The following is a 21,533-nucleotide window of genomic DNA, read 5'->3' as shown; positions in this document are numbered from 1 at the left end:
AGGTCCACGCACAACCGCTACACCCGCCGCCCCCCACCGGCCCCCGCCCCCAACGCCCCCCGCTGCGGTGCGATCCCTGCCGGGACGGCCCGCTGCCGTGCCGGGGTGCCCGTCCAGCAGGTGCCGCGGCGGGCGAGGAGGCGGCGCAGCCACAGCTCCAGGGAGACCAGGTCCGCCAGGCCGTCCAGGGGGAGGGGTTCGCCCGCCGCCGCGCCGCGCAGCGCCTTGCGGACCACGCGGGCCTCGACCAGGCCCGCCTCCGCCAGCAGCGGGGTGTCGAACAGGGCGACCAGGGAGTCCGCCGCCACGCGCAGCCCCGTGCGCTCCGCGGCCGCGGCCGTCGCCTGGGTCGGGGCGCCCCAGCCGGGCGGAAGTTCACGGACCCCGGCCCCTTCCAGCACCGTACGCAGGATCGCCGCCCGCGACCCCGGCCGCACCCGCAGCGCCTCGGGCAGGGCCCGGGCCGCGCGCACGACCTGGTTGTCGAGGAACGGCGCGTGCAGCCGCTGGAAGCGGACCTCCGCCGCCTGTTCCAACACCCGCAGGTCCGCCGCATGCCGCGCGAGCGCCGCACGCGCACGGAAGTCCCCAGGCCGCTGTCCCGGCCCGACCAGCTCCGACCGGTGGGTGGCCGCCTGAAGGCGAACCGATACTTCGGCGAGCGCCTCACCGGTCAGCCAGCGCGCCGCCGGCCCGGGTCTGCCCCAGGTCAGCGCGGCGAGCGACGCGTCCAGTGCACCGCCGGGCGCGTCGAGGCCGTCGTCGGAGCGGGGATCGAGCAGCCGCTCGGCGAGGGCCTCGAGCCCCGACCGGTACGGCATGCGGGACAACCGCCGCGCGGCCGCGTACACGCGCGCGGGCACCAGCACCGACCCGTCGGCCTTGGTGAGGGCGGCGACCGGCCGTACGAGATGCCGTCGTCGGCGGTCCATCAACAGGTCGGCCAGGCGGGCGGGATGGGCGTCCAGGACCTGGCGCGCACCGTGGCCCGTGAAGTGGTCCGCGCTGCCGGCCGCCAGCCGGGCCCGATGGCGCGCCGCCGACACCAGGCACGGCCCGGGCTCGTCCGTCAGGGGCCCGTCCAGGTCGGCGTAGGGGAGGGTCTCCTCGCCGCCCGCCACGACGACGTGGTGCAGCCGCGGGTTCGCGGCCAGCGCGCCCGCGCGCTCCAGTTCCGCCTCCCGGCCTCCGACGGCGAGGTCGTTGAACGTGACGGCCAGCAGCCGCTCCCCCGCACCCGTGCCGTGCCCCAGCACCGTGCCCGGCATCCCGGGCAGACCCGCGGCCAGCAGCGCCAGTGCCCCGGAGGCGGGCCCGCCGGACAGGTCCGCGCCGATTCCCGGCACCGGCATCCCGCGCGCGGCACGCCGCTCGGCGGGTCCCATGCCGGGCACGGGGCCGGGGTCCATGTCGGCGCCGGGGACGTGCCGCGGGGCGGACAACCGCGTCCGCACGGCCTCCACGAGCGCGTCGCGCACCGCGTCGACCGCGCTGTCGGGATCGGCCGGGGGCGCCGCCACGGCCAGCGAGGCGACCGGCTCGTACCCGGCGATCTCGCGCGCCCCGGCGCGCAGGATGAGGGCGTGCCCGGGCGGAATGCGCTTCACGCCGTCGTACGGCGTGGAGTCGTGCAGCGCGGCCGGCACGTCAGGAGCCGCCAGCAGCGCGGCGAGATGCCCGAAGTCGAGGTTGGCCTCGATGAGGTCGGCCAGCGGCAGCGCGGCGGTCGCGTACGCCGTACCGCCGGCCCAGGGCGTGTGGAACACCGGCCGCGCGCCCGCGAGATCACCGCAGACGGTGATCCGCCTGCCGACCTGGACGATCGCGGTGTAACTGCCCGGCCAGGCGGTCAGGTGCCGAAGTGCGCCGCCGCGCGCGGCGAACAGCGCGACGCGCAGCTGCTCGTCGGTGGCGCCGCAGATGCCGAGGACGGCGATCCTGGTCCGGTCGTCGGCCTTCACGACCCGTACTTCGTCGGGGCGCCAGTCACCGACCGCCCAGAGCGGATCGGGGTCGCCCCACAGGAGTTGGGAGCCCACCGGGTGCAGCGTCTCACCCTCGCTGCCGGTCGCCCCCGCCGAACCGGCAGCGACGGCTGCCGCGGCGGTGCTGCTCCATCCCACCAACCACCGCATCGCCGCCTCCACAGGCTGTGGACAACCAGTGCACCGTACGAACCGGTTCCCCATGCTGCCATGAAGGCGGCGTTCCAGAGGATGCCGACGCCGCTTGCGCTCCGCCGAATGCGCCCCGGCGGAGCCACCCGCACGGTCGCGAACACCCCGAACACCCGCACGCCACAAGAAGATCCGGACGGAAAGCCGAACGAAACGACGCCCGCCCCACAGAAGACGAGACGGAAGACGAGACGCGGAACGAGACAGGGGACGGGACAGGGGACGGGACGAAAGACCGGACGGAGAGGACGACGCACCGGACGCCGGAAAAGCAGAGCAAAACGAAGAAGCGGCGAAGAATCAAGGCCCGCCAGCGACATGTCTGCAGTACTACTGCGACGCGAATGCGCCCCCGGAACGCGCCCCAATCACGCCCGACGCGCCCTCAACTGCCATGGTCGGAGCCCTGATAGCCCGCGACCGGCGGGGGCGGTTTTCGGCCAAATCGGTGTCCCGCGCGCAGCCTCGAACACTCTCCGTACAGGCGCGGCGCCCTGCCACCCGGTCGCGCAGTCCGGGAGACGGAGCACGCCTCCCGGACCGTTCCGCCGCCCGCGGGGATGTAGGCGGCGGTGTCCCCCAGCCCACTGGATCCAGTACAGCGGGCCGACCCACGCAACGACCATGGAAGCGCTCCCGCAATGGCCGGAGAAGAGCGCACGGGCAGGCGCACGGCCACACAATGGGAGCACGTCGCAACAGCCCGTATCTGAACCGTACTTCAGTACGGACCACAATCCCGCCAACCGGAACAATGCCCCTTAACGCTTGGGATGCGGCGAACTACGCTGGGTTTACGAATGCCGCGTGGTTATGCCAGTACGGCAGCCGTCTGTGTCGAGGGGTGGCGCATGTCCAGGGAGCAACGCGGGCCGAACGAAAAACTCGGCGCCGTTCTCGCCCTCGCGGGAATCTCCAACGCGGGCCTCGCGCGGCGCGTCAACGACCTTGGCGCCCAGCGCGGTCTGACGCTTCGCTATGACAAGACGTCGGTGGCGCGCTGGGTGTCGAAGGGCATGGTGCCGCAGGGTGCCGCCCCGCACCTCATCGCCGCCGCCATCGGCCAGAAACTCGGCCGCCCGGTGCCGCTGCACGAGATCGGCCTGGCGGACGCGGACCCCGCACCCGAGGTCGGCCTCGCCTTCCCTCGGGACGTCGGGCAGGCGGTGCGATCCGCGACCGACCTGTACCGCCTCGACCTCGCCGGCCGCCGGGCCGGCTCCGGCGGCATCTGGCAGTCGCTGGCGGGATCGTTCGCGGTGAGCGCATACGCAACGCCCGCCTCACGATGGCTGATAACCCCGGCCGACAGTTCGGTCGCGCGTGACGTGGGCCCCGGCGAGGGCTCCGGCGCACCGCTCAAAGTCGGCCACAGCGATGTGCAGAAGCTGCGGGAGGCCGCCGAGGACGCGCGGCGCTGGGACTCCAAGTACGGCGGCGGCGACTGGCGTTCGTCGATGGTCCCCGAGTGCTTAAGGGTGGAGGCCGCCCCCCTGCTGCTCGGCTCGTACTCCGACGAGGTCGGCCGGGCCCTCTTCGGCGCCTCCGCCGAACTCACCCGCCTCGCCGGCTGGATGGCCTTCGACACGGGCCAGCAGGAAGCGGCCCAGCGCTACTACATCCAGGCCCTGCGCCTGGCCCGGGCGGCGGCGGACGTCCCCCTCGGGGGCTACGTGCTGGCCACCATGTCCCTCCAGGCCACCTACCGCGGCTTCGGCGACGAGGGCGTGGACCTCGCCCAGGCCGCCCTGGAACGCAACCGCGGTCTGGCGACGGCCCGCACCATGAGCTTCTTCCGCCTCGTCGAGGCACGCGCGCACGCACGCGCGAACGACGCCCAGGCGGCCGGCGGCGCCCTGAAGGCGGCCGAGAGCTGGCTGGAGCGAGCCCGCCCCGGCGACAACGACCCGAGCTGGCTCGGCTTCTACTCCTACGACCGCTTCGCCGCCGACGCCGCCGAGTGCTACCGCGACCTCAAGGCGCCCCGCCAGGTCCGCCGCTTCACCGAGCAGGCCCTGTCCCAGCCCACGGAGGAGTTCGTCCGCTCGCACGGCCTGCGCCTGGTCGTCTCCGCGGTCGCCGAACTGGAGTCGGGAAACCTCGACGCGGCGTGCGAGCAGGGAGTGCGGGCGGTGGAGGTCGCCGGGCGGATCTCCTCGGCCCGTACCACCGAGTACGTGAAGGACCTCCTGCACCGGCTGGAGCCGTACGGCGACGAGCCGCGGGTCGTGGAGCTCCGTGAGCGTGCACGACCGCTGCTGATGGCTCCCGCCTGAGCGGATGCCGGGTTGCTGTGATCTCGTCACCGCGGGCCGGTCGTGGCTGATCGCGCAGTTCCCCGCCCCCCCTGGAGACGATGGTGCTCCCGGCGTTTGAAGGCGCTGTCAGTGGCGCAGTGCACTATCGGTAGCGGGAGGTGGTGCAGGTGCGGATGGCGTACGACTGCGACGTGCTGGTGATCGGCGGCGGCATCGTCGGTCTGTCGACGGCGTACGCGATCACCCGCGCCGCACCGGGCACACGTGTCACCGTCCTGGAGAAGGAGCCGGGCCCGGCCCGCCACCAGACCGGCCGCAACAGCGGCGTCATCCACAGCGGCATCTACTACCGCCCCGGCTCCCTCAAGGCCCGCTACGCGGTGCGGGGCGCGGCGGAGATGGTCAAGTTCTGCGCCGAGTACGGCATCCCGCACGCGGTCACCGGCAAGCTGATCGTCGCCACCGACCGTGCGGAGCTGCCCCGCCTGCACGCGCTCGTGCAGCGCGGCCGGGAGAACGGCATCCCGGTCCGCGAACTGGGTGCGTCGCAGATCGCCGAGTACGAGCCGGAGGTCCGCGGCCTGGCCGCGATCCACGTCGGTACGACCGGCATCTGCGACTTCGTCGCGGTCGCCCGCCAGCTGGCCCACGGCTCGGGCGCGGAGATCCGCTACGGCACCCGGGTCGTGCGCGTCGACCGGCGCCCCGAGCGGGGAGTCGCCGTGCTGACGGCCGCGGGTGACGTCGTACGCGGGCGGGTCCTGGTGAACTGCGCGGGCCTGCAGTGCGACGAGATCGCCCGGCTCACCGGGGACGACCCGGACGTCCGGATCGTGCCGTTCCGGGGCGAGTACTACGAGCTGGCCCGGCCCGAGCTGGTGCGCGGCCTGGTCTACCCCGTGCCCGATCCGGCGTTCCCGTTCCTCGGGGTGCATCTCACGCGCGGCATCGACGGGAGCGTCCATGTCGGGCCGAACGCCGTGCCGGCCCTGGCCCGCGAGGGATACGGCTGGGGCACGGTGAGCCTGCGCGAACTGGGCGCGACCCTGACCTGGCCCGGTTCCTGGCGGATAGCCCGCCGCCACTGGCGGTACGGGGCGGGTGAGCTGCGGCGATCCCTGTCCAAGAGGGCGTTCACACAGGCGGTGGGCAGGCTGCTGCCCGGGGTGTCCGAGGACGACCTGGTCCCGACGGCCGCGGGTGTGCGCGCACAGGCGGTCCTCCGCGACGGAACCTTGGCCGACGACTTCCTGATCCGCGAGGGCGCCAGGACTGTCCATGTCCTCAATGCACCGTCGCCTGCGGCCACCGCGTCCTTGCCGATCGGCAGGGAGGTCGCCAGGAGGGCACTGAGCGCGCTGTGAAGCCTGCGTGACTCGGCGTTCCCGTCAGCGCCGAGTGGGCCCGCAGCCCTGGGAAGCAGCAGGGGCGGTGCGGCTGCGGGACGCGTCACGACGCACCCGCACCCGCGTACGGCGACAAGGGGACGTGTCGGGGGGTGTCCGCCCGCAGCGGTTGGCGCGTCAACGGACAGCGAGTCGGCGTACAAGCCCATCGCGCCGTTCCGAGGACGGACACCCCCCGGCGCGGCCCCGACCCGCCACCGGCGCCTACGCGCCCCACCGCAGCCGTAAAATCAGAGGCACTGTGTCTGACTCCGCGAACACCCCCGAAGCCCCGAACCCGCACACGGACGCGAACCCGCACACTGCCCCGCAGCCCCACACGGCCCCGCAGCCCCACACGGACCCGAGCCCGCACACGGACCCGCAGCCGCACTCCCCCGGCGTCTCCGTCCGCCGCACCCGAGGCAAGGGAGAGCCACGCTTCCCCGACGGGCCGAAGGCCGACCCCGCCGGTTCGCACTTCGAGCGGCGGATCCGCAGTTTCCAGCCCCGCCGCAGCCGCGTCACAGCCGGTCAGGCGGACGCACTGCAGCGTCTGTGGCCCAAGTGGGGCCTCGACATCGACGGCAGCCGCACCCTCGACCTGCCCGAGCTGTTCGGCAACGACAACCCCGTCGTCCTGGAGATCGGCTTCGGCATGGGCGAGGCCACCGCCCGGATGGCAGCCGCCGACCCCGCCACGAACATCCTCGCGGTCGACGTCCACACCCCCGGCCAGGGCAACCTCCTCAACCTCGCCGACCGCAACGGCCTGTCCAACATCCGCGTCGGCAACGGCGACGCGATCATCCTCCTGCGCGAGATGCTCGCCCCGGACTCCCTCGGCGGCCTTCGCGTCTACTTCCCCGACCCCTGGCCCAAGAAGCGGCACCACAAGCGCAGGATCATCCAGCCCGACTTCCTCACCCTCGCCGCCACCCGCCTCCGGCCCGGCGCCCTCGTCCACTGCGCCACCGACTGGGAGCCGTACGCCGAACAGATGCTCGACGTCCTCACCACGCACCCCGACTTCGAGAACACACAGGCGGACGGCGGTTTCGCGCCGCGTCCCGACTTCCGTCCGCTGACCCGTTTCGAGGGCCAGGGACTGGACAAGGGACATGTCGTGAACGACCTCCTCTTCCGCCGCGTACAGCACGTGGACCAGCCCCCCGCCGGCGCCTGACCACCCCTGGCACCTTTCCCGCCTGCGGACAGCGCCCATCCGTCGTTAGGGTCAATTCCGTGGCCACCAGTCCCCCACACCCGTCGTACCCGAGCGGTCCCACCGACGGCGTCCCCTTCGCAGGCCCAGGCACGGCCGGCTCCCTGCGGCACGCCCACTGGTGGCAGCGCGCCTGGGTGCGCTACGGCGCACTGAGCACGCTCCTCGCGATATCCGGCCTGGTCATCCTCGCCCTGGTCCGCGAGGAAACCGGCACGGAGGGGTTCCTGGTCGGGCTGGGACTGGCCGTCCTCCCCGTGCCCCTGCTGATCGCCGCGTTCCGCTGGCTGGACCGGGTCGAACCCGGCCCCTGGCGGAACCTGATCTTCTGCTTCGCCTGGGGCGCCTGCGCGGCGGCCCTGATAGCGATCGTCGCCAACAGCTTCGCGACGAGATGGATAGCAACGGCGACCGCGGACCCGTCCAGCGCGGACACCCTCGGCGCGACGGTGATAGCACCGGTGGTCGAGGAGTCGGCGAAGGCGGCGGCCGTCCTCCTGGTCTTCCTCTTCCGGCGCCGGGACTTCACCGGCATCGTCGACGGCGTCGTCATAGCCGGTGTGACCGCCACCGGCTTCGCCTTCACGGAGAACATCCTTTACCTGGGCACCGCGTTCGGCACCGACCAGCTCACCGGCGGCACCGGCATCGCCTCCGTCACGGCGGCGACCTTCTTCGTGCGCATCATCATGTCGCCGTTCGCGCATCCGCTGTTCACGGTCCTCACCGGCATCGGCTTCGGCATCGCCGCACTCTCGCCGGACCGCCGGCACCTGCGCCGCGTCGCCTTCCCGCTCTGCGGGCTGCTGCTCGCGATGGGCATGCACGCGATGTGGAACGGCTCCTCGGCGTTCGGCGAGTACGGGTTCTTCGCCGTGTACGCGGCGTTCATGGTGCCGATCTTCGGGCTGTTGACGTGGCTGGTGATCTGGACGCGGCAGCGGGAGCTGAAGACCGTACGGGCGGAGCTGCCCGCCTACGCCGTGGCCGGCTGGCTGACCCCGGCCGAGCCGTACGCGCTCGGCTCGATGCGGGCCCGGCGGATCGCCCGCCAGTACGCCCGTCGCCACGCGGGCCGGGCGGCGGCCCGTGAGGTGGCCCGGTACGAGGCCTACGCGACGTCCCTGGCGTTCCTGCGGCACCGGGCCCGGCGGGGCAGCGCGCGGGCGGACTTCGCCGTACGGGAGCGGGAACTGCTCGGCGAACTGTGGCGCCGCCGGGAGGTGTCCCGCCCCGCGCTGGACCACGCGGCACGGATCACCGCCCCACCGGTCCCGGTGGTGGCCCCGCCCTGGCCGGTCCACGGGGTGTACGGGTACGGCTACGGCCACCAGCCGACGCCGTACCCCGCGTACAACCCCTACCGCACCTAGGCCTGCTCAGACGTAGACCCGCGAAAGGTCACGCCCAAACCGAACCCGGCAGAGCCCGCCGACGCTCAGGCCGAACCCCGCAGAACCCTCCGACGCCCGAACCGCCCCGCCCCAGAATCCGCCGACGCTCAGGCCGAAGCCCGGGTGAGCCGTTCGACCTCGGCCTCCGAGAGCGTCAGCTCCCCGACGCGGACCAGTGCGGGCAGCTGCTCCACCGTCCGTGCGGAAGCGATCGGCGCCGCGACGGTGGGCCGGGCGGCGAGCCAGGCGAGAGCGACCGTGGCCACGGGCACGTCGTGCGCCCCGGCGATCTCGTCGAGGGCGGCGAGGACCCGCTGCCCCCGCTCGGTCTCCAGATGCTTGGCGGCACCGCCCGCCCGCGCGCTCTCGACGGTCGTACCGGGCCGGTACTTGCCCGTGAGGAAGCCGGACGCAAGCGCGTAGTACGGAACGGCCGCGAGGCCGGCCCGCTCGGCGAGGTCCTGGAGCTCACCCTCGTACGTGTCGCGGGAGACAAGGTTGTAGTGCGGCTGGAGAGCCACGTACCGGGCGAGCCCCTCGCGGTCGGAGAACTCCAGGGACTCGCGCAGCCGTTCGGCGGAGATGTTGGAGGCGGCGATGTGCCGCACCTTTCCGGCCTTCACGAGGGTGTCGAGCGCGCCGATGATCTCCTCGACGGGCACGTCGGGCTGGTCGAAGTGGGTGTAGTAGAGGTCGATGTAGTCGGTGCGCAGGCGCCGCAGGGAGGCGTCGGCGGCGGCCGTGATGTTGGCGGCGGACAGACCTTGGAAGTCGGGGTGCTGACTGACCTTCGTGGCGACGACCACGTCGGAGCGGTTGCCCCGGGCCTCGAGCCACTTGCCGAGGATGGTCTCGGACTCCCCGCCCCGGTTGCCGTCGGCCCACGCCGAGTAGACGTCGGCGGTGTCGACGAAGTTGCCGCCGGCGGCGGTGTAGGCGTCGAGTACGGCGAACGACTGGTCCTCGTCGGCGGTCCAGCCGAAGACGTTGCCGCCGAGGGCGAGCGGGAAGACCTCGAGGTCGGAAGAGCCGAGCTTGCGCAGAGGAGTCATAGTCCACGTCAACACCCGGAGAGGAACGCCTCATTCCGCAGCGAACGCAAAACCCCTGTAAACACTCCGGCCCGTATGCACCGCGCCGCCCCACACGCCAGAACGGCCCTACGCCGAAACCTCGGGGCCCCACGCCGAAACGCCGATGGCCCTACGCCAGAACGCCGGCAGCCCTGACGTCGGGGGCCGTCGTCAGGGCTGTCGGTCTTCAGTCTCGTTGCTTCAACGCGCGCGTACCGCTTACGGGTTCAGTCCCTTGCCGCGCAGCCACGCCATCGGGTCGATGCCGCTCGCGGATCCGCCGGTGTGCACTTCGAGGTGCAGATGGGCCCCGGTGACGTTGCCGGTGGCTCCCACCCGGCCGATCACGTCACCCGTGCCGACCTTCTGGCCGACGCTGACGCCGATGGAGGACTGGTGCGCGTACCAGATCTCGGTGCCGTCATCGAGGGTGAGGACGGTCTTGTAGCCGTACGAGCCGTTCCAGCCCGCCTCGGTGATGGTGCCGCTGTGCACGGCCTTGATCGGCGTGCCCGTGGGGGCGGCGAAGTCGAGGCCGGTGTGGTGGCCGGAGGACCAGTAGGCGCCGGCCTGGCCGAAGGTGGAGGTGAGGGTGTAGGAGGAGGTCGGCAGCGTGAACTGCTTGGCGAGGGAGGCGAGCCGCTCGGCCTCGGCCTTCTTCTCCGCCTCCTCCTCCGCCTTCTTCTTGGCTTCGGCGGCCTTGGCCTTGGCTTCCTTCTCCGCCTTGGCGACGGCGTCCGCCGCTGCCTTCTCGGCGGCGGCCGCGGCGTCCTGCGCGGCCTTGGACTCGATCTGTTCCTGCTGGTGCTCGACCTGCGCCATGATCCGGGCACGCAGCGCGTCACCGGCGCCGGCGTGGGCGCCGGACGTGCCCTTCGCGGTGTCCGCGGTGGCGGTGCCGAGGCTGCTGAGCGGGGTGGCGGAGCCTTCGGGGGTGTCGTCGTCCGAGATGAGGGAACCCACCGAGGGCAGGTCCGGCACGGAGATGGACACCGGGGGCTTGCCGGTCTGGGCGCTGGCCATGCCGCCGGCACCCACGGCGGCTATGACGCCGACGCCGAGGACGGTGGAGCTGCGGGCGAGGCCTCCGCCGCGCTGCTTGGTGACGCGATGCCGGCCACGGACGGGACGGATGGACTCCTCGGTGGGGTTCCACTCCTGGAACGGGCCCTCGTCGGTGCGCTGACCGCCGTAGCCGAAGGTGTCGTTCTCGCGCTTCGGCGCGTACGGGGCCGTGGGGGCAGGCCGGTTGGACGCCACGTGGGCGTACTCCTTTCCTTCCTTCTCGCCTACCGGGTTAGCTGACGGGTTCGGAGCAGGAAGGTCTCCTACGCGCGTATACCTGCCGTGCTTCCACGGCGGTATCCGCCCGATTCACCCCAAGTGGTGGTTCCCCGGTTCCCTTTCGAGATTCGGCGCGTGCGCACGGAGCCGCCTTCTGTGACGGCTGGGACGACCGCGCTGCGTTATCGAACGTTAATGGAGGCGCGGGGGGTATTCCAGCGATTCCACTTGATCATTAACCTTTTTCGCGCGGACTTACCTGCCATGACCGGCTTAAATCGGGCGAGTTGACCGCCCCACAAGTGACTGACGGGTTTTGACGGTGTGTCAGTTGTTACGCGGAACGGGGTGGTTCGCTCACCGAACGTGATGAAGTACCGAGAAAAGCACCGAGGGCCGGAATCCCTATGGATTCCGGCCCTCGGCCTTCAGTAGCGGGGACAGGATTTGAACCTGCGACCTCTGGGTTATGAGCCCAGCGAGCTACCGAGCTGCTCCACCCCGCGTCGTTGTGTCACCAGTGTACGCCATCCGCAGGACCGCTCGCACACACCCGCCGTTGCGGCCCGTGCTCAGCTCAGCAGGTGGCGGTTCGGGGCCTTGGCCTGCTCCTCGTGCTCCGGGAGGACGAGGACCTCCACCCCCCGGGCCGCCAGGAGGCCGCTGCCGTCGGCGTCCGTCACGAAGGTGTCCGGCTCGCGCCAGGCCGTGACGACCCGTCGGACGCCCGCGTCGAGGATCAGCCGTGCGCAGGGTGCGGGGCGGGAGGCGCGGTGGGAGCACGGCTCCAGGCTGCTGTACACCGTCGCGCCGGGCAGGCGCGGGTCGGCCGGATCGACCTTCGCGAGGGCCGCCTCCTCGGCGTGCACCACCGGGTCGCCGCCCTCACGGGAGTGGCCGCGGGCCAGTTCCGTGCCGTCGGCGGCGACCACGACCGCGCCCACGCTGAACGCGGTGTCCGACGGCGGACACCGCTCGGCCAGCTCACAGGCGCGGGCCAGCCAGTGGTGGTCGGCGGCGGTGGGCAGGGCGCCGGCGCCCGGGGCGGTCGGCTCGTAGCGCATCAGGACGACGTCCTCGATGCGCCGCGACTCCAGCAGCCGGAGCCGGCCGCCCTGGTAGCCGCCGGGGCCGAAGAGCCGTGGCGCCCGGGGGTCGCCCACGAAGAGCGGGGCGAGGACCAGCTGGAGTTCGTCGGCCAGGCCCTGGGTGAGGAGCTGGGTGTGGATCAGGCCGCCGCCCTCGACCATCAGCCGCCGCACGCCCCGCACGTCGTGCAGGTGCGTCAGCAGCAGCCGCCAGTCGAGGTCGGCGCCGAGCGGGACGACGTCGGTGGCCAGACCGAGCGCACGGGCCCGCTCGGCACCCTGGTCGGTGGTGTAGAGGAGCTTCTCGCCACCGGTGTGCCAGAAGCGGGCGTCCGGGTCGAGGTCACCGGAGCCGCTGACCGTGACCTTGAGGGGGTACTCGGGCCTGCCGGCGGCCGTGCGGGCGGACCGGCGCCGCTCCGAGTTCACCAGCAGGCGCGGGTTGTCGGCGCGGATGGTGCCGGCGCCGATCAGGATCGCGTCGACGGAGGCCCGCACCTCGTCGACCCGGTCGAAGTCGGCCGGGCTGGACAGGAGCAGGCGGTCGGGTCCGGTGTCGTCCAGGTAGCCGTCCAGGGAGACGGCTGCGGACAGCAGGACGTACGGGTGAGGCATCGGTGCTCCGCGGCTGGTCGGGACGGCGGGACGGGACGGGGCTTGGTTCAAGTTTGAAACAAACCTACACTGGCGGCATGACGACTCGCTGGCTCACCGCCGAGGAGCAGCGCGCCTGGCGCGCCTACATGGCCGCCTCGCTGCTCCTGGAGGACGCGATCGACCGGCAGCTCCAGCAGGACGCCGGCATGCCGCACCTGTACTACTCCATCCTGTCCGTCCTGTCGGAGTGCCCCGAGCGACGACTGCGCATGACCGATCTCGCCGAGCGGCTGAAGATCACGCGCAGCCGGCTGACGTACGCGGTCACCCGGCTGGAGAAGGACGGCATGCTGCGGCGCGAGGCCTGCCGCTACGACAAGCGGGGCAGTGTGGCGGCGCTGACCGACGAGGGCTTCGCCGTACTGGAGCGTGCGGCGCCGGGGCATGTCGAGACCGTGCGGAGCTCCCTGTTCGACCGCCTCAGCGAGGAGCAGGTGGGCCAGCTCGAGGAGATCTCCGCGGCGATCGCGCAGGGGCTGCAGGAGGACGGGGCGCGGGCGGCGGCGGACGAGGTGCCGTGGCGGCGGAGGTCTTCGACGGCCTGTTCGTGACGCGCGCCACACCGTCCCGGATTCTCGTTGCTTCAAATTTAAAGCAAGAGTAGGGTTCCGATCGTGGATCTGCTTCAAATCTGAAGCAGTACGGCTGTGCAGCCGAACAGGAAACGGAACCCGGAGGCCCCGCATGCCCGACACCCCTGCCGTCATCGCCACCCCGCGCTCCCGCGTCCGGGTCCCGCTGCGCTTCCACGACGGCTACGAGGCGGACGCCGAGCTCGTCACCTTCCACGGGCTGGCCGACGGCCAGGAGCACGTGGCCGTGATCCTCGGCGAGCCCGGCCCGGTCCCGCTGGTGCGGCTGCACTCCGAGTGCCTGACCGGAGACGTGTTCGGCTCGGCCCGCTGCGACTGCGGCCCGCAACTGCGCGAGGCGGTCGAGAGCATCGCCGAGCGTGGCGGGGTGCTGCTCTACCTCCGCCAGGAGGGCCGCGGCATCGGCCTCTACAACAAGCTCGACGCGTACGCCCTGCAGGACGAGGGGCTCGACACGTACGAGGCGAACGCGGCGCTCGGGCTGCCGGAGGACGCCCGCGACTACACGGCGGCGGCCCAGATGCTCCGGGCCCTTGGCATCGGCGAACTGGACCTGCTCTCCAACAACCCCGACAAGGCGGGGCAGTTGCGGTCCCTGGGCGTCGACGTCCGCGAGCGGATCCCCACGGGTGTCTTCACCACCGCCCACAACGTCCGCTACCTGCGCGCGAAGGTCCTCCAGACCCAGCACACGCTGCCGCTCGCCGCGCTGGCGGAGCTCACCGCCGGCTGAGCGGTCGCCGGTCCGGCCGGGCACTGAACGGGGCTGCTTGCCCCTCGCTTCCTCGGGTACAGCCTTTGCAAGAGGGTGACCTCATCAATACCCGGAGCTTTTTGGAAGTGACCGTTTCGTGACCGATCTCTGCGGCCCCGGCGACCACCGGGCGAAGGGACCGGGCGAGGGACCGGAGGCCGTCGCCGCGCAGATCGCCGATGCCGTGGAGAGCCTGGCGGAGCTGTGGTCGATCGCCGCCCAGGAGGCGCCGCTGCGGCTGTCACCGCACCAGTTGCGGGCCCTGCGCACCGTGCAGGCGGCGCCCGGCCTGAATCTGACGGCCCTCGCGGACGGCCTGGACATCGGCCTCCCCACGGCCAGCCGCCTCTGCGACCGTCTGGGCGCGGCGGGCCTCCTGGAACGGACCCCGCACCCCGACACCCGCCGCGTGGTGCAACTGTGGCTCACCTCACACGGGCGGCACGTACTGCGCGATGTCGCCGACCGCCGCGCCCAAGCCCTGGCCACCGCACTAGCGGCGATGGAACCGGCCGAACGGGCGGCGCTGCGGAGGGGGTTGCGGGGGTTCCTGGCAGCCCGGGACACGGTGGTGCCGGACGTCGACAGGACCGAATGAGCGCCGGAAAGACGTAGGGACGCAGGGACGGCGACTTCCACCGGCCACCGGTGAGCTTCGACAGCGCAGCCCACCGAAGCGACGCGGAACTCCGCCAGACCCCCGAACCCTGACGGCACACCCACCACCGGCACTTCGCCGCAAACGCCCTCCGGCCCCGAGCCGCGGCGCCAGCCACCTTCGGCGATGCCCTGCAACGGGCACAGACCCCCGAACCCCGACCGCACCCTCGACCAGCAGTGCGCCGCAAAAGCCCCTCACGCCCCCGAACCGTGGCGGCTCACGCCGCCGGCGGTGAGGACTGCCACGCAGGTGTCGTCCCGGACCGGGCGGGCCGCGCTCCCCGCGTCCCGGAGGACCACCGCGGCCGCCACCGCCGGGTCGCAGCCGGGCAGTACGCCGTCGTCGGGCGGCGTCCAGCGGCTGGGCAGGCCGTCACTGTGCAGCACCAGCAGGCTGTCCGCGTGCCAGGGCACCCGCTGCACCGGCACGGACGCCGGCGCCTGCGCGCCCACGATGCCGGGGTGGGACAGCAGCGGCTTCCACGTGCCGTCGGTCCGCAGCCGGGCACCGACGTTGCCGATCCCGGCGAAACTCAACTGCCTTTCGCGTTCATCCAGTTGCGCCACGGCGACGGCCGCGCCCCGGGTGGGGCGCAGGGTCCGGCCCAGACTGCGCAGGATCTCGACCGGCGGCAGCTCCGCCAGGCCGCGCAGTTCCTTCACCGCCGCGGCGGAGGCCTCGGCGGCCTTCGCCCCGTGACCGAGCCCGTCGGCGAGCAGCAGGGTCAGACGGTCACCGGCGCGGACCCGGCCCCAGGCATCCCCCGACTGCTCGGCCCGGCCCAGGGGGACGTTGACACCCCCGGCGCGCGGACCCGGCGGGGGCGGCCCCTGGTTGCGGACGGCCGGCTCGTGGCCGATCCGGGCCATCACGACGGTGCCCCGGCCCGGCGCGCTGTGCAGATCGAAGTCGTTCGCTATGCGCCGGCACGTCCCCAGCCCGGCTCCGAGCGAGGCGGCGACGGTCGTGGTGTAGCCGTCGCGCATCGCCGCCGCGACGTCCGGGATCCCGGGCCCGTGGTCGAGCGAGACGAGCTGCACGGCCGTCCGGGGGCCGTCGGCGTAGGCCCGCTCGACGAGGTTGATGAGCACCCGCCCGCCCTCGGCGTGCCGCAGCAGGTTGGTCGCCAGTTCCGTCGCCACGAGCGCGGCGGTCGCCGTGCGGTTCGGGGGCAGGCCGGCGCAGGCGCTGGCCTCCTCGGCCGCCACCCGCACGTCCCGCACCCGCGTCGAGTCGTCCTCCACCGGAACGTCCCAGACCCTGCTCATCACGGCACCGTCCGGGAGGGCGGCACGACGGTGGCCCAGGCGGTGACGGTGACGGTGGTCCCCTCACCGGGCGTGCTGTCCACCTCGAACTCCTGCACCAGCCGCTTGGCCCCGCTCAGGCCGAGCCCGAGCCCGCCACCGCTGGTGTAGCCGTCGGTCAGCGCCTGGTCCAGGTCGCGGATGCCGGGGCCGGTGTCGACGAAGTCCAGCCGCAGCCCCTGCGACGACCCGGCGTCCAGCGGGGTGATCTTCACATGGCCGCCCCCGCCGTGGACGAGGGTGTTGCGGGCCAGTTCACTCGCCGCGGTGACGAGTTTGGTCTGCTGCACGAGCCCGAAGCCGAGCTCGGCGGCGGCCTGCCGGACCTGCTGCCGAACCCACGCCAGATCGGCGTCCGAGCCGATCGGCAGGCTGGCCGGACCGGCATGGCGGGAAGCCTGCATCACGGACTCCCCTCGCCCCGGCGCGTGGTCACTCCGAGGAGCTCCATCGCACGTTCGACGTCCAGGGCCGTCCGCAGGCCGGGCAGGGTGAGCCCCAGCTCGACCAGAGTGATGGCCACGGCCGGTCGCATCCCGGCCAGAACCGTACGGGCCGCCAGCAGCTTGGCTCCGGCGGCGATCTCGGCGAGGACCCGGCCCAGGAACGAGTCGACGATCTCCACACCGGAGATGTCGATCACCACCCCGGTCACCCGGCTGTGCGAGATCCGGGCCGTGATGTCCTCCTGGAGCTGCTCGGCCATCCCGTCGTGCAACTCCCCCTGGAGGGTGACGAGCAGGACATCGCCCAGCTGGAGGACCGGCACGGTGAAGCCGTGTCCGCCCGCGGGCCCGTGTCCCGCGAACCCGGTCACCGCGTGCCCGCGTCCGCCGCCGCGCCGGCCGCCCTCAGCGGTGCGATCTCGACCCCCTGCTGGCTGAGCGCGTAGGCGAGCGCGTCCGCCAGGCTCGAGCGGGTGAGCACCGTGCCGAGGTCGATGCCGAGGTGGACGATGGTCTGCGCGATCGCGGGCCGGATGCCGGAGACGATGCACTCGGCGCCCATCAGCCGCGCCGCCGCCACGGTCTTCATCAGGTGCTGGGCCACCAGCGAGTCGACCGTGGGCACGCCCGTGATGTCGAGGATGGCGTACCGGGCCCGCTCGGCGACGATCGCGTCCAGCAGGCTCTCCATGACCACCTGGCTGCGCGCGCTGTCCAGCGTGCCGATCAGCGGTACGGCGACGGTGCTCTCCCACAGCTTGATCACCGGGGTGGCCACCTCGTGCAGCTGCTCGCGCTGCCGGGCGATCAGCTCCTCGCCGGCGCTGAGGGTCGTCTCCATCACGACCAGCCGCAGCGTGCCCATGAGCACGGTCAGCGCCAGCACCGCCTCGTTCGCCTCGGGGGAGTCGGGCGCCCCGAACTCGGCGCGCAGCAGCTCGGTCACCGGCTCCCGCAGCGCGGCGACCTCGCTGGCGACGCCGTCCGAGTCGATGCCCGTCCGGGCGCGGGAGGCGGCCATCCGCCCCAGCTGGTCGCGCACGGCCTCGAACCCTGACGCCCGGAGGTCGTCCAGCCGCCCGGAGGCCGCCACGGCCGCGAGCGCCGCGGTCACGGCCCGGCCCGCTTCCACCGCCTCGTCCCGGGACACGGTGAAGACCGTGCGGAACAGCGCGGTATCCGCCCACCGTTGGGCGATCTGCTCCCGGCGCCGTTCCAGGAAGGCGCTCACCTGGTACGCGGCCGGCTCGTGCTCCGCGTTCTCTTCCGACACCGACACTTGTATCGCTCCCTTGCACGGGCCGGACCGAGGTCGCGCGACGGCGCCTCAGCCGTTACTTGCCGTATGACAAACATTAGTGCCGACCTACGGCACCACCAAACAATTGCCCACTCCCGCCCCCGACCTGCGCCTGCCCCGTGCCTTACCGCCCACGCCAGTCCAGACACACCACGAGGGCGTCGTCATCGGGCGTGGACTGGCCGCGGTGGCCCGTCAGTTCGCGCAGGATGGCCCGGGGCACCTCGGCGGCCGGCAGCAGCCGGGTCGACTGGATGGCCCGGGCCAGGGCGGCGTCCCCGTAGGCCTCGCCGCCCGGGGAGGCCACGTCGTACACCCCGTCGCTGACGAAGACCAGCCGGTCGCCCGGCTCGACCCACAACTCCTGGATCACGTAGTCCGTCTCCTCGAACATGCCGAGCGGCAGCTGGGCGTCGAAGGGCACCCGCTCCACCGCGCCCCGGCGCAGCCGCATCATCTGCGGCGACCCGGCGTCCACCGCCCGCACCCGGCCGGTGGCCAGGTCGAAGTCGAGCATCAGCACCGAGAGGTAGCAGCGGCCCCGGTAGTGCGCGTACACCGCCTGGTCGGCCAGGGCCGCCTGGTCGTCGAGGGACAGCCCGGCCCGGCGCGCGTTGCGCAGCGCGTTGATCGCCAGGTTCGTCAGCAGGGAGGCCTCAATGCCCTCGCCCATGCCGTTGGTGACGTAGAGACTGAGCCGGTCGGCCGAGGCGGACCAGTCGAAGTTGTCGCCGAAGATCGCGTACGCCGGCTCCAGCTGTGCCCCCAGCTCGTACTCGGGGCGGGCACAGGAACGGCCCGGCAGCAACTGCCACTGCATCTCGGCGGCCAGCGTGAGCCGGTCCCGGCGGCGCGCCTGGAGATACAGGTCGGTGTCCCGCTCGGCCACGACGACCTCGTGCCCGAGCACCTGGGCGATCTCGGCCAGCTCGCCCAAGCAGCCCTCGGCGTGCTCCGCGCCCGGCAGGGACACGGTCAGCACCCCCAGGCGGTCGCCGCGCACGGTGACCGGCAGATGCGCCCGGGCGAGGTCGCCCGAAAGGGTCTCCACATACGGCTCCTGCGCCCCGAAGGCCCGGCCCGCAGGGCTGTTGTGCACGGACACCGGCTGGAGGGTCTGCGGAAGCACGGACACCGGCTGAAGCACCGTCAGTCCGTAGTCGGCCAGGAAAAGCTCGACGGAGTCCGCCGCGTACTGATCGGTCAGTACACGACGGACCGCGTCCAGCAGTTGATGGGGCGCCGCCGTGCGCAGGGCGCGCTCGGCGGCCACGAATCTGCTCGTGATCGTGTTCACGGGGGTTTGTTCACCATCCTCGAGAGGACGCCGACGCGTCCTCGGAAATCGGTCCTGGTCCACGGGCCGGGGATGCGGGTCCCGGGCGGTTCACCTCACGCCTGGTGCCACGTCGGGCGCCGTGCGCCCCCTCGGGCCGAAGGTGCGGCGAGCGGGGATGCCCCCGCTCGAAGAGCCTGGGCGAGTACCGGGCACCGCGACGGGGCGGACGTCGCCCGCCGCGGCACTAGTACGCTGACGCCCATCCCGGTGCCTGCGAGAGTGTGACTGTGACTTCCCTCCGACCCCGCCCTGAGCCGACAGAGGTCGCCCGTGTGACCTCCACGGCCGCGGAGTTGCTGGAGGTCCTCTGGGGCCGGGCCTCGACCGCGCCGGCCTCCGCGTCCCAACTGCGGGTGCTGCTCATCCTCGAACACCACGAGGGCATCAACCTGCGCACCCTCGCCGACTCCCTCGCCTCCACACCGCCCTCGACCAGCCGGCTGTGCGACCGGCTGCAGGCGGCAGGGTTCGTCGAACGCGAGGTGAGTCCCGCCGACCGGCGCGAGGTCCGCCTGCACCTCAGCGGCCGGGGCCGCGCCTTCCTGGACGACCTGCGGGTGCGCCGGGAGCAGGCGCTGCGCGCCGTGCTCGACCAGATGCCCGCGGCGAAGCGGGTCGCCCTGCTGCAGGGGCTGGAGGCGTTCTGCGACGCGGCGGCGGCCCAGATACACGACGACTCCGAAGACTCCCGCTCGTCCGGTGCCCGGACTGCCTGACTGACGCGCCGCCGCACGGAGTCTTCCCTTCCGGTCTCTTCCCCGCGCGCGTTCGGCACGCCTAGGCTGTTGCTCTCCACCTATAGTTGTCAAACGGCAACTGTCCGCTTCACTACTCCTGCGGTCTTCTCTCGCACACACCGCCCACCCTCCCTGCCCGTACCCTCGCAGCACAGGTCCGGGTACCCCGCCACCGCCTCGACCTGCGCCGACTGTGGTCAACGTCTCGCCGGGGCATATGCAGGGCATGACCGCGGCGAGGGCGGGTAACGGCGCTGGAGGTGGCCTGTCGGGGGATCGGAGCGGGCCGGAATGACAGGGAGGGCCCGTGACGGCGACCATGCGCATCGGCACGACGACGGATTCCGCCACCTACACCGGTGAGGAGCTGCCGCAGATCGCCGAGCCCCAGAAGCTCGCCCCGCAGGACGCGCGCGAGCTGACCGGACAGTTCCTCGGCCGGCTCGCCGTGCTCGAGGAGGGCACACCCGAATACCAGTACGCCCGCAACACGCTCATTGAGATGAACATGTCGCTGGTGCGCTTCGCCGCCCGCCGGTTCCGCACCAGCGGCCAGTCGATGGAAGACATCGTCCAGGTCGGCGTCATCGGCCTGATCAAGGCCATCGACCGGTTCGAGGTCTCCCGCGAAGTGCAGTTCACCAGCTTCGCGGTGCCCTACATCATCGGCGAGATCAAGCGCTTCTTCCGTGACACCTCCTGGGCCGTGCACGTGCCGCGCCGCCTGCAGGAGGCCCGCACGGAACTCGCCAAAGCCACCGAGGAACTGGCCTCCCGCCTCGGCCGCGCCCCGAAGGTGGCCGAACTGGCCGCCCTGATGAACCTGTCCGAGGAAGAGGTCGTCGAGGCCCAGATCGCCGCCAACGGCTACCTGTCCTCCTCCCTCGACGCAACGGTCACCGGCGACCCCGACGAGAGCGAGACGACGCTGTCGGAGTTCATCGGCGAAGAGGACCCGGCCCTCGAACTCGTCGAGGACTTCCACGCCCTGGCCCCCCTCGTCGCCGAACTCGACGAACGCCAGCGCCTCATCCTCCACCTGCGCTTCGTGGAAGAGCTGACCCAGGCGGAGATCGGCGCCCGGCTCGGCATCTCGCAGATGCACGTCTCCCGGCTGATCTCCCGCACCGTGGCACGGCTGCGGTCGGGGATGCTGACCACCGGCTGACCCCGCCCCAGGAACGACAAGAGCCCCGGTCCGGATCATCTCCGGACCGGGGCTTCCTCGTAGGCCCTGTGGGACTCGAACCCACAACCAATGGATTAAAAGTCCACTGCTCTGCCAATTGAGCTAAGGGCCCAGGCGATGTTGCCCCCACGAGCATAGCCGGACCACGCCGAGTTCCCGATCGGGTATCCGGGTCGCGGCCCTGCCAAAGGGACGAACCGGGCCGATGACACCCACGGATCCACCGGTTCGGCCATGTCCGCACCGACCCGGAAGAGCCCACCGCAACGACAGAGCGCCGTGGCCCGCCCGTTGGGACGGAGCCACGGCGCTCCTCATGCGCTGATGTCAGCGGTTACGCACCGATGTCAGCCGTTGCGCTTCCAGCGCGGCTTGTCCTCGCGGCGCTGGAACGAGCCGCCACCCCGGTGGTCGTCACGACGGCCGTACGGGCGGTCGTGGCCGGGACGGTCGTGGCCGGGACGGTCGTGGCCGCCGGAACGGAAACCCGGACGGTCGTCACGGCGGTCCCGGTTGAAGGGACGGTCACTGCCACGGTGCCCACCGCGCTCGTCGCGGCGCTCGAAGGAGCGGCCCGGACGGTCGTCCCGGCGGAAACCGCCACCGCGGTTGTCGTCACGACGCTCGAAGCCACGACCACCACGGTCGTCACGACGCTCGAAGGAC

18 protein-coding genes, 2 tRNA genes, 1 pseudogene and 1 riboswitch are annotated in these 21,533 nt (G+C 72.3%); of the genes and pseudogenes, 9 read left to right on the top strand and 12 right to left on the bottom strand.

Annotation, left to right across the window (positions count from 1 at the left end):
* Window positions 1-17: 17 nt before the first annotated feature.
* Window positions 18-2,135 carry an asparagine synthase-related protein gene (locus AB0B29_RS21520; protein ID WP_362241971.1) on the bottom strand — a complete coding sequence of 706 codons (2,118 nt, stop codon included), beginning with the start codon at window positions 2,133-2,135 and terminating at the stop codon, window positions 18-20.
* 893 nt (window positions 2,136-3,028) lie between these two features.
* Here AB0B29_RS21520 and AB0B29_RS21515 point away from each other — a divergent pair.
* The 4 genes from AB0B29_RS21515 to AB0B29_RS21500 all read left to right on the top strand — a co-directional run bounded on the left by AB0B29_RS21515 (window position 3,029) and on the right by AB0B29_RS21500 (window position 8,418).
* Window positions 3,029-4,453: an MFS transporter gene (locus AB0B29_RS21515; RefSeq protein WP_351641439.1), complete on the top strand. Its 1,425-nt coding sequence runs from the start codon at window positions 3,029-3,031 to the stop codon at window positions 4,451-4,453.
* Window positions 4,454-4,608: 155 nt separating this feature from the next.
* Entirely contained in the window at window positions 4,609-5,799 is a 1,191-nt protein-coding gene (gene lhgO / locus AB0B29_RS21510) for an L-2-hydroxyglutarate oxidase (RefSeq protein ID WP_362242042.1), read from the top strand.
* Window positions 5,800-6,082: 283 nt separating this feature from the next.
* Window positions 6,083-7,006, top strand: coding sequence for a tRNA (guanosine(46)-N7)-methyltransferase TrmB (gene trmB, locus AB0B29_RS21505; RefSeq protein ID WP_362241968.1), 924 nt, complete (start codon window positions 6,083-6,085; stop codon window positions 7,004-7,006).
* Between the two features lie 59 nt (window positions 7,007-7,065).
* Window positions 7,066-8,418: a PrsW family intramembrane metalloprotease gene (locus tag AB0B29_RS21500; protein ID WP_362241965.1), complete on the top strand. Its 1,353-nt coding sequence runs from the start codon at window positions 7,066-7,068 to the stop codon at window positions 8,416-8,418.
* A 128-nt stretch (window positions 8,419-8,546) separates the two neighbouring features.
* Here AB0B29_RS21500 and AB0B29_RS21495 read toward each other — a convergent pair whose 3' ends face one another.
* The 4 genes from AB0B29_RS21495 to AB0B29_RS21480 all read right to left on the bottom strand — a co-directional run bounded on the left by AB0B29_RS21495 (window position 8,547) and on the right by AB0B29_RS21480 (window position 12,499).
* Window positions 8,547-9,491, bottom strand: a complete 945-nt coding sequence (locus AB0B29_RS21495) for an aldo/keto reductase (protein ID WP_362242039.1) — start codon at window positions 9,489-9,491, stop codon at window positions 8,547-8,549.
* Window positions 9,492-9,731: 240 nt separating this feature from the next.
* Complete coding sequence (locus tag AB0B29_RS21490) at window positions 9,732-10,772, bottom strand: M23 family metallopeptidase (RefSeq protein ID WP_362241962.1); 1,041 nt, start codon at window positions 10,770-10,772, stop codon at window positions 9,732-9,734.
* 11 nt (window positions 10,773-10,783) lie between these two features.
* Window positions 10,784-10,940, bottom strand: a riboswitch (cyclic di-AMP (ydaO/yuaA leader).
* 288 nt (window positions 10,941-11,228) lie between these two features.
* Window positions 11,229-11,302: transfer RNA gene (locus AB0B29_RS21485), tRNA-Met, on the bottom strand.
* A gap of 66 nt (window positions 11,303-11,368) precedes the next feature.
* The gene (locus tag AB0B29_RS21480) at window positions 11,369-12,499 is read right to left on the bottom strand and encodes a dihydrofolate reductase family protein (protein ID WP_362241959.1); all 1,131 of its coding nucleotides are present in this window, start codon (window positions 12,497-12,499) and stop codon (window positions 11,369-11,371) included.
* 77 nt (window positions 12,500-12,576) lie between these two features.
* On the opposite strand from AB0B29_RS21480, the gene AB0B29_RS21475 reads away from it, so the two are divergent.
* The 3 genes from AB0B29_RS21475 (at window position 12,577) to AB0B29_RS21465 (ending at window position 14,486) form a co-directional block, all read left to right on the top strand.
* Entirely contained in the window at window positions 12,577-13,092 is a 516-nt protein-coding gene (locus AB0B29_RS21475; RefSeq protein WP_362241956.1) for a MarR family winged helix-turn-helix transcriptional regulator, read from the top strand.
* 133 nt (window positions 13,093-13,225) lie between these two features.
* Window positions 13,226-13,867, top strand: coding sequence for a GTP cyclohydrolase II (locus AB0B29_RS21470; protein ID WP_362241954.1), 642 nt, complete (start codon window positions 13,226-13,228; stop codon window positions 13,865-13,867).
* A gap of 118 nt (window positions 13,868-13,985) precedes the next feature.
* A complete protein-coding gene (locus AB0B29_RS21465; protein ID WP_362241951.1) occupies window positions 13,986-14,486 on the top strand; it encodes a MarR family winged helix-turn-helix transcriptional regulator in 501 nt (166 codons plus the stop codon).
* Window positions 14,487-14,743: 257 nt separating this feature from the next.
* Here AB0B29_RS21465 and AB0B29_RS21460 read toward each other — a convergent pair whose 3' ends face one another.
* The 5 genes from AB0B29_RS21460 to AB0B29_RS21440 all read right to left on the bottom strand — a co-directional run bounded on the left by AB0B29_RS21460 (window position 14,744) and on the right by AB0B29_RS21440 (window position 18,899).
* The gene (locus AB0B29_RS21460; RefSeq protein WP_362241948.1) at window positions 14,744-15,817 is read right to left on the bottom strand and encodes an ATP-binding SpoIIE family protein phosphatase; all 1,074 of its coding nucleotides are present in this window, start codon (window positions 15,815-15,817) and stop codon (window positions 14,744-14,746) included.
* Complete coding sequence (locus AB0B29_RS21455; protein ID WP_362241945.1) at window positions 15,817-16,260, bottom strand: anti-sigma regulatory factor; 444 nt, start codon at window positions 16,258-16,260, stop codon at window positions 15,817-15,819. Before AB0B29_RS21455 ends, AB0B29_RS21460 begins: the two co-directional genes overlap by 1 nt.
* The gene (locus AB0B29_RS21450) at window positions 16,260-16,673 is read right to left on the bottom strand and encodes an STAS domain-containing protein (RefSeq protein WP_362241942.1); all 414 of its coding nucleotides are present in this window, start codon (window positions 16,671-16,673) and stop codon (window positions 16,260-16,262) included. The genes AB0B29_RS21455 and AB0B29_RS21450 overlap by 1 nt, the downstream gene beginning before the upstream one ends.
* On the bottom strand, window positions 16,670-17,581 hold the full coding sequence (locus AB0B29_RS21445) for an STAS domain-containing protein (RefSeq protein ID WP_362241939.1): 912 nt from the start codon (window positions 17,579-17,581) through the stop codon (window positions 16,670-16,672). The genes AB0B29_RS21450 and AB0B29_RS21445 overlap by 4 nt, the downstream gene beginning before the upstream one ends.
* A gap of 145 nt (window positions 17,582-17,726) precedes the next feature.
* Complete coding sequence (locus tag AB0B29_RS21440; RefSeq protein ID WP_362241936.1) at window positions 17,727-18,899, bottom strand: PP2C family protein-serine/threonine phosphatase; 1,173 nt, start codon at window positions 18,897-18,899, stop codon at window positions 17,727-17,729.
* A 263-nt stretch (window positions 18,900-19,162) separates the two neighbouring features.
* Between AB0B29_RS21440 and AB0B29_RS21435 the strand changes: the two genes are divergently transcribed.
* Together AB0B29_RS21435 and AB0B29_RS21430 are read left to right on the top strand one after the other, a co-directional pair.
* A complete protein-coding gene (locus AB0B29_RS21435) occupies window positions 19,163-19,657 on the top strand; it encodes a MarR family transcriptional regulator (RefSeq protein ID WP_362241933.1) in 495 nt (164 codons plus the stop codon).
* 340 nt (window positions 19,658-19,997) lie between these two features.
* Complete coding sequence (locus AB0B29_RS21430; protein WP_362242036.1) at window positions 19,998-20,846, top strand: RNA polymerase sigma factor SigF; 849 nt, start codon at window positions 19,998-20,000, stop codon at window positions 20,844-20,846.
* A 60-nt stretch (window positions 20,847-20,906) separates the two neighbouring features.
* On the opposite strand, the gene AB0B29_RS21425 is transcribed toward AB0B29_RS21430, so the two are convergent.
* Together AB0B29_RS21425 and AB0B29_RS21420 are read right to left on the bottom strand one after the other, a co-directional pair.
* Window positions 20,907-20,979, bottom strand: a tRNA-Lys gene (locus AB0B29_RS21425).
* Between the two features lie 235 nt (window positions 20,980-21,214).
* Window positions 21,215-21,533, bottom strand: a pseudogene (locus AB0B29_RS21420) (DEAD/DEAH box helicase); the annotation flags it as partial.

The organism is Streptomyces tibetensis (assembly GCF_040647715.1).
In the GTDB taxonomy this organism is placed as follows: domain Bacteria; phylum Actinomycetota; class Actinomycetes; order Streptomycetales; family Streptomycetaceae; genus Streptomyces; species Streptomyces tibetensis_A.
Note: the sequence above shows the minus strand (reverse complement) of the source record. Positions and strands in the feature narration are given on the sequence as shown.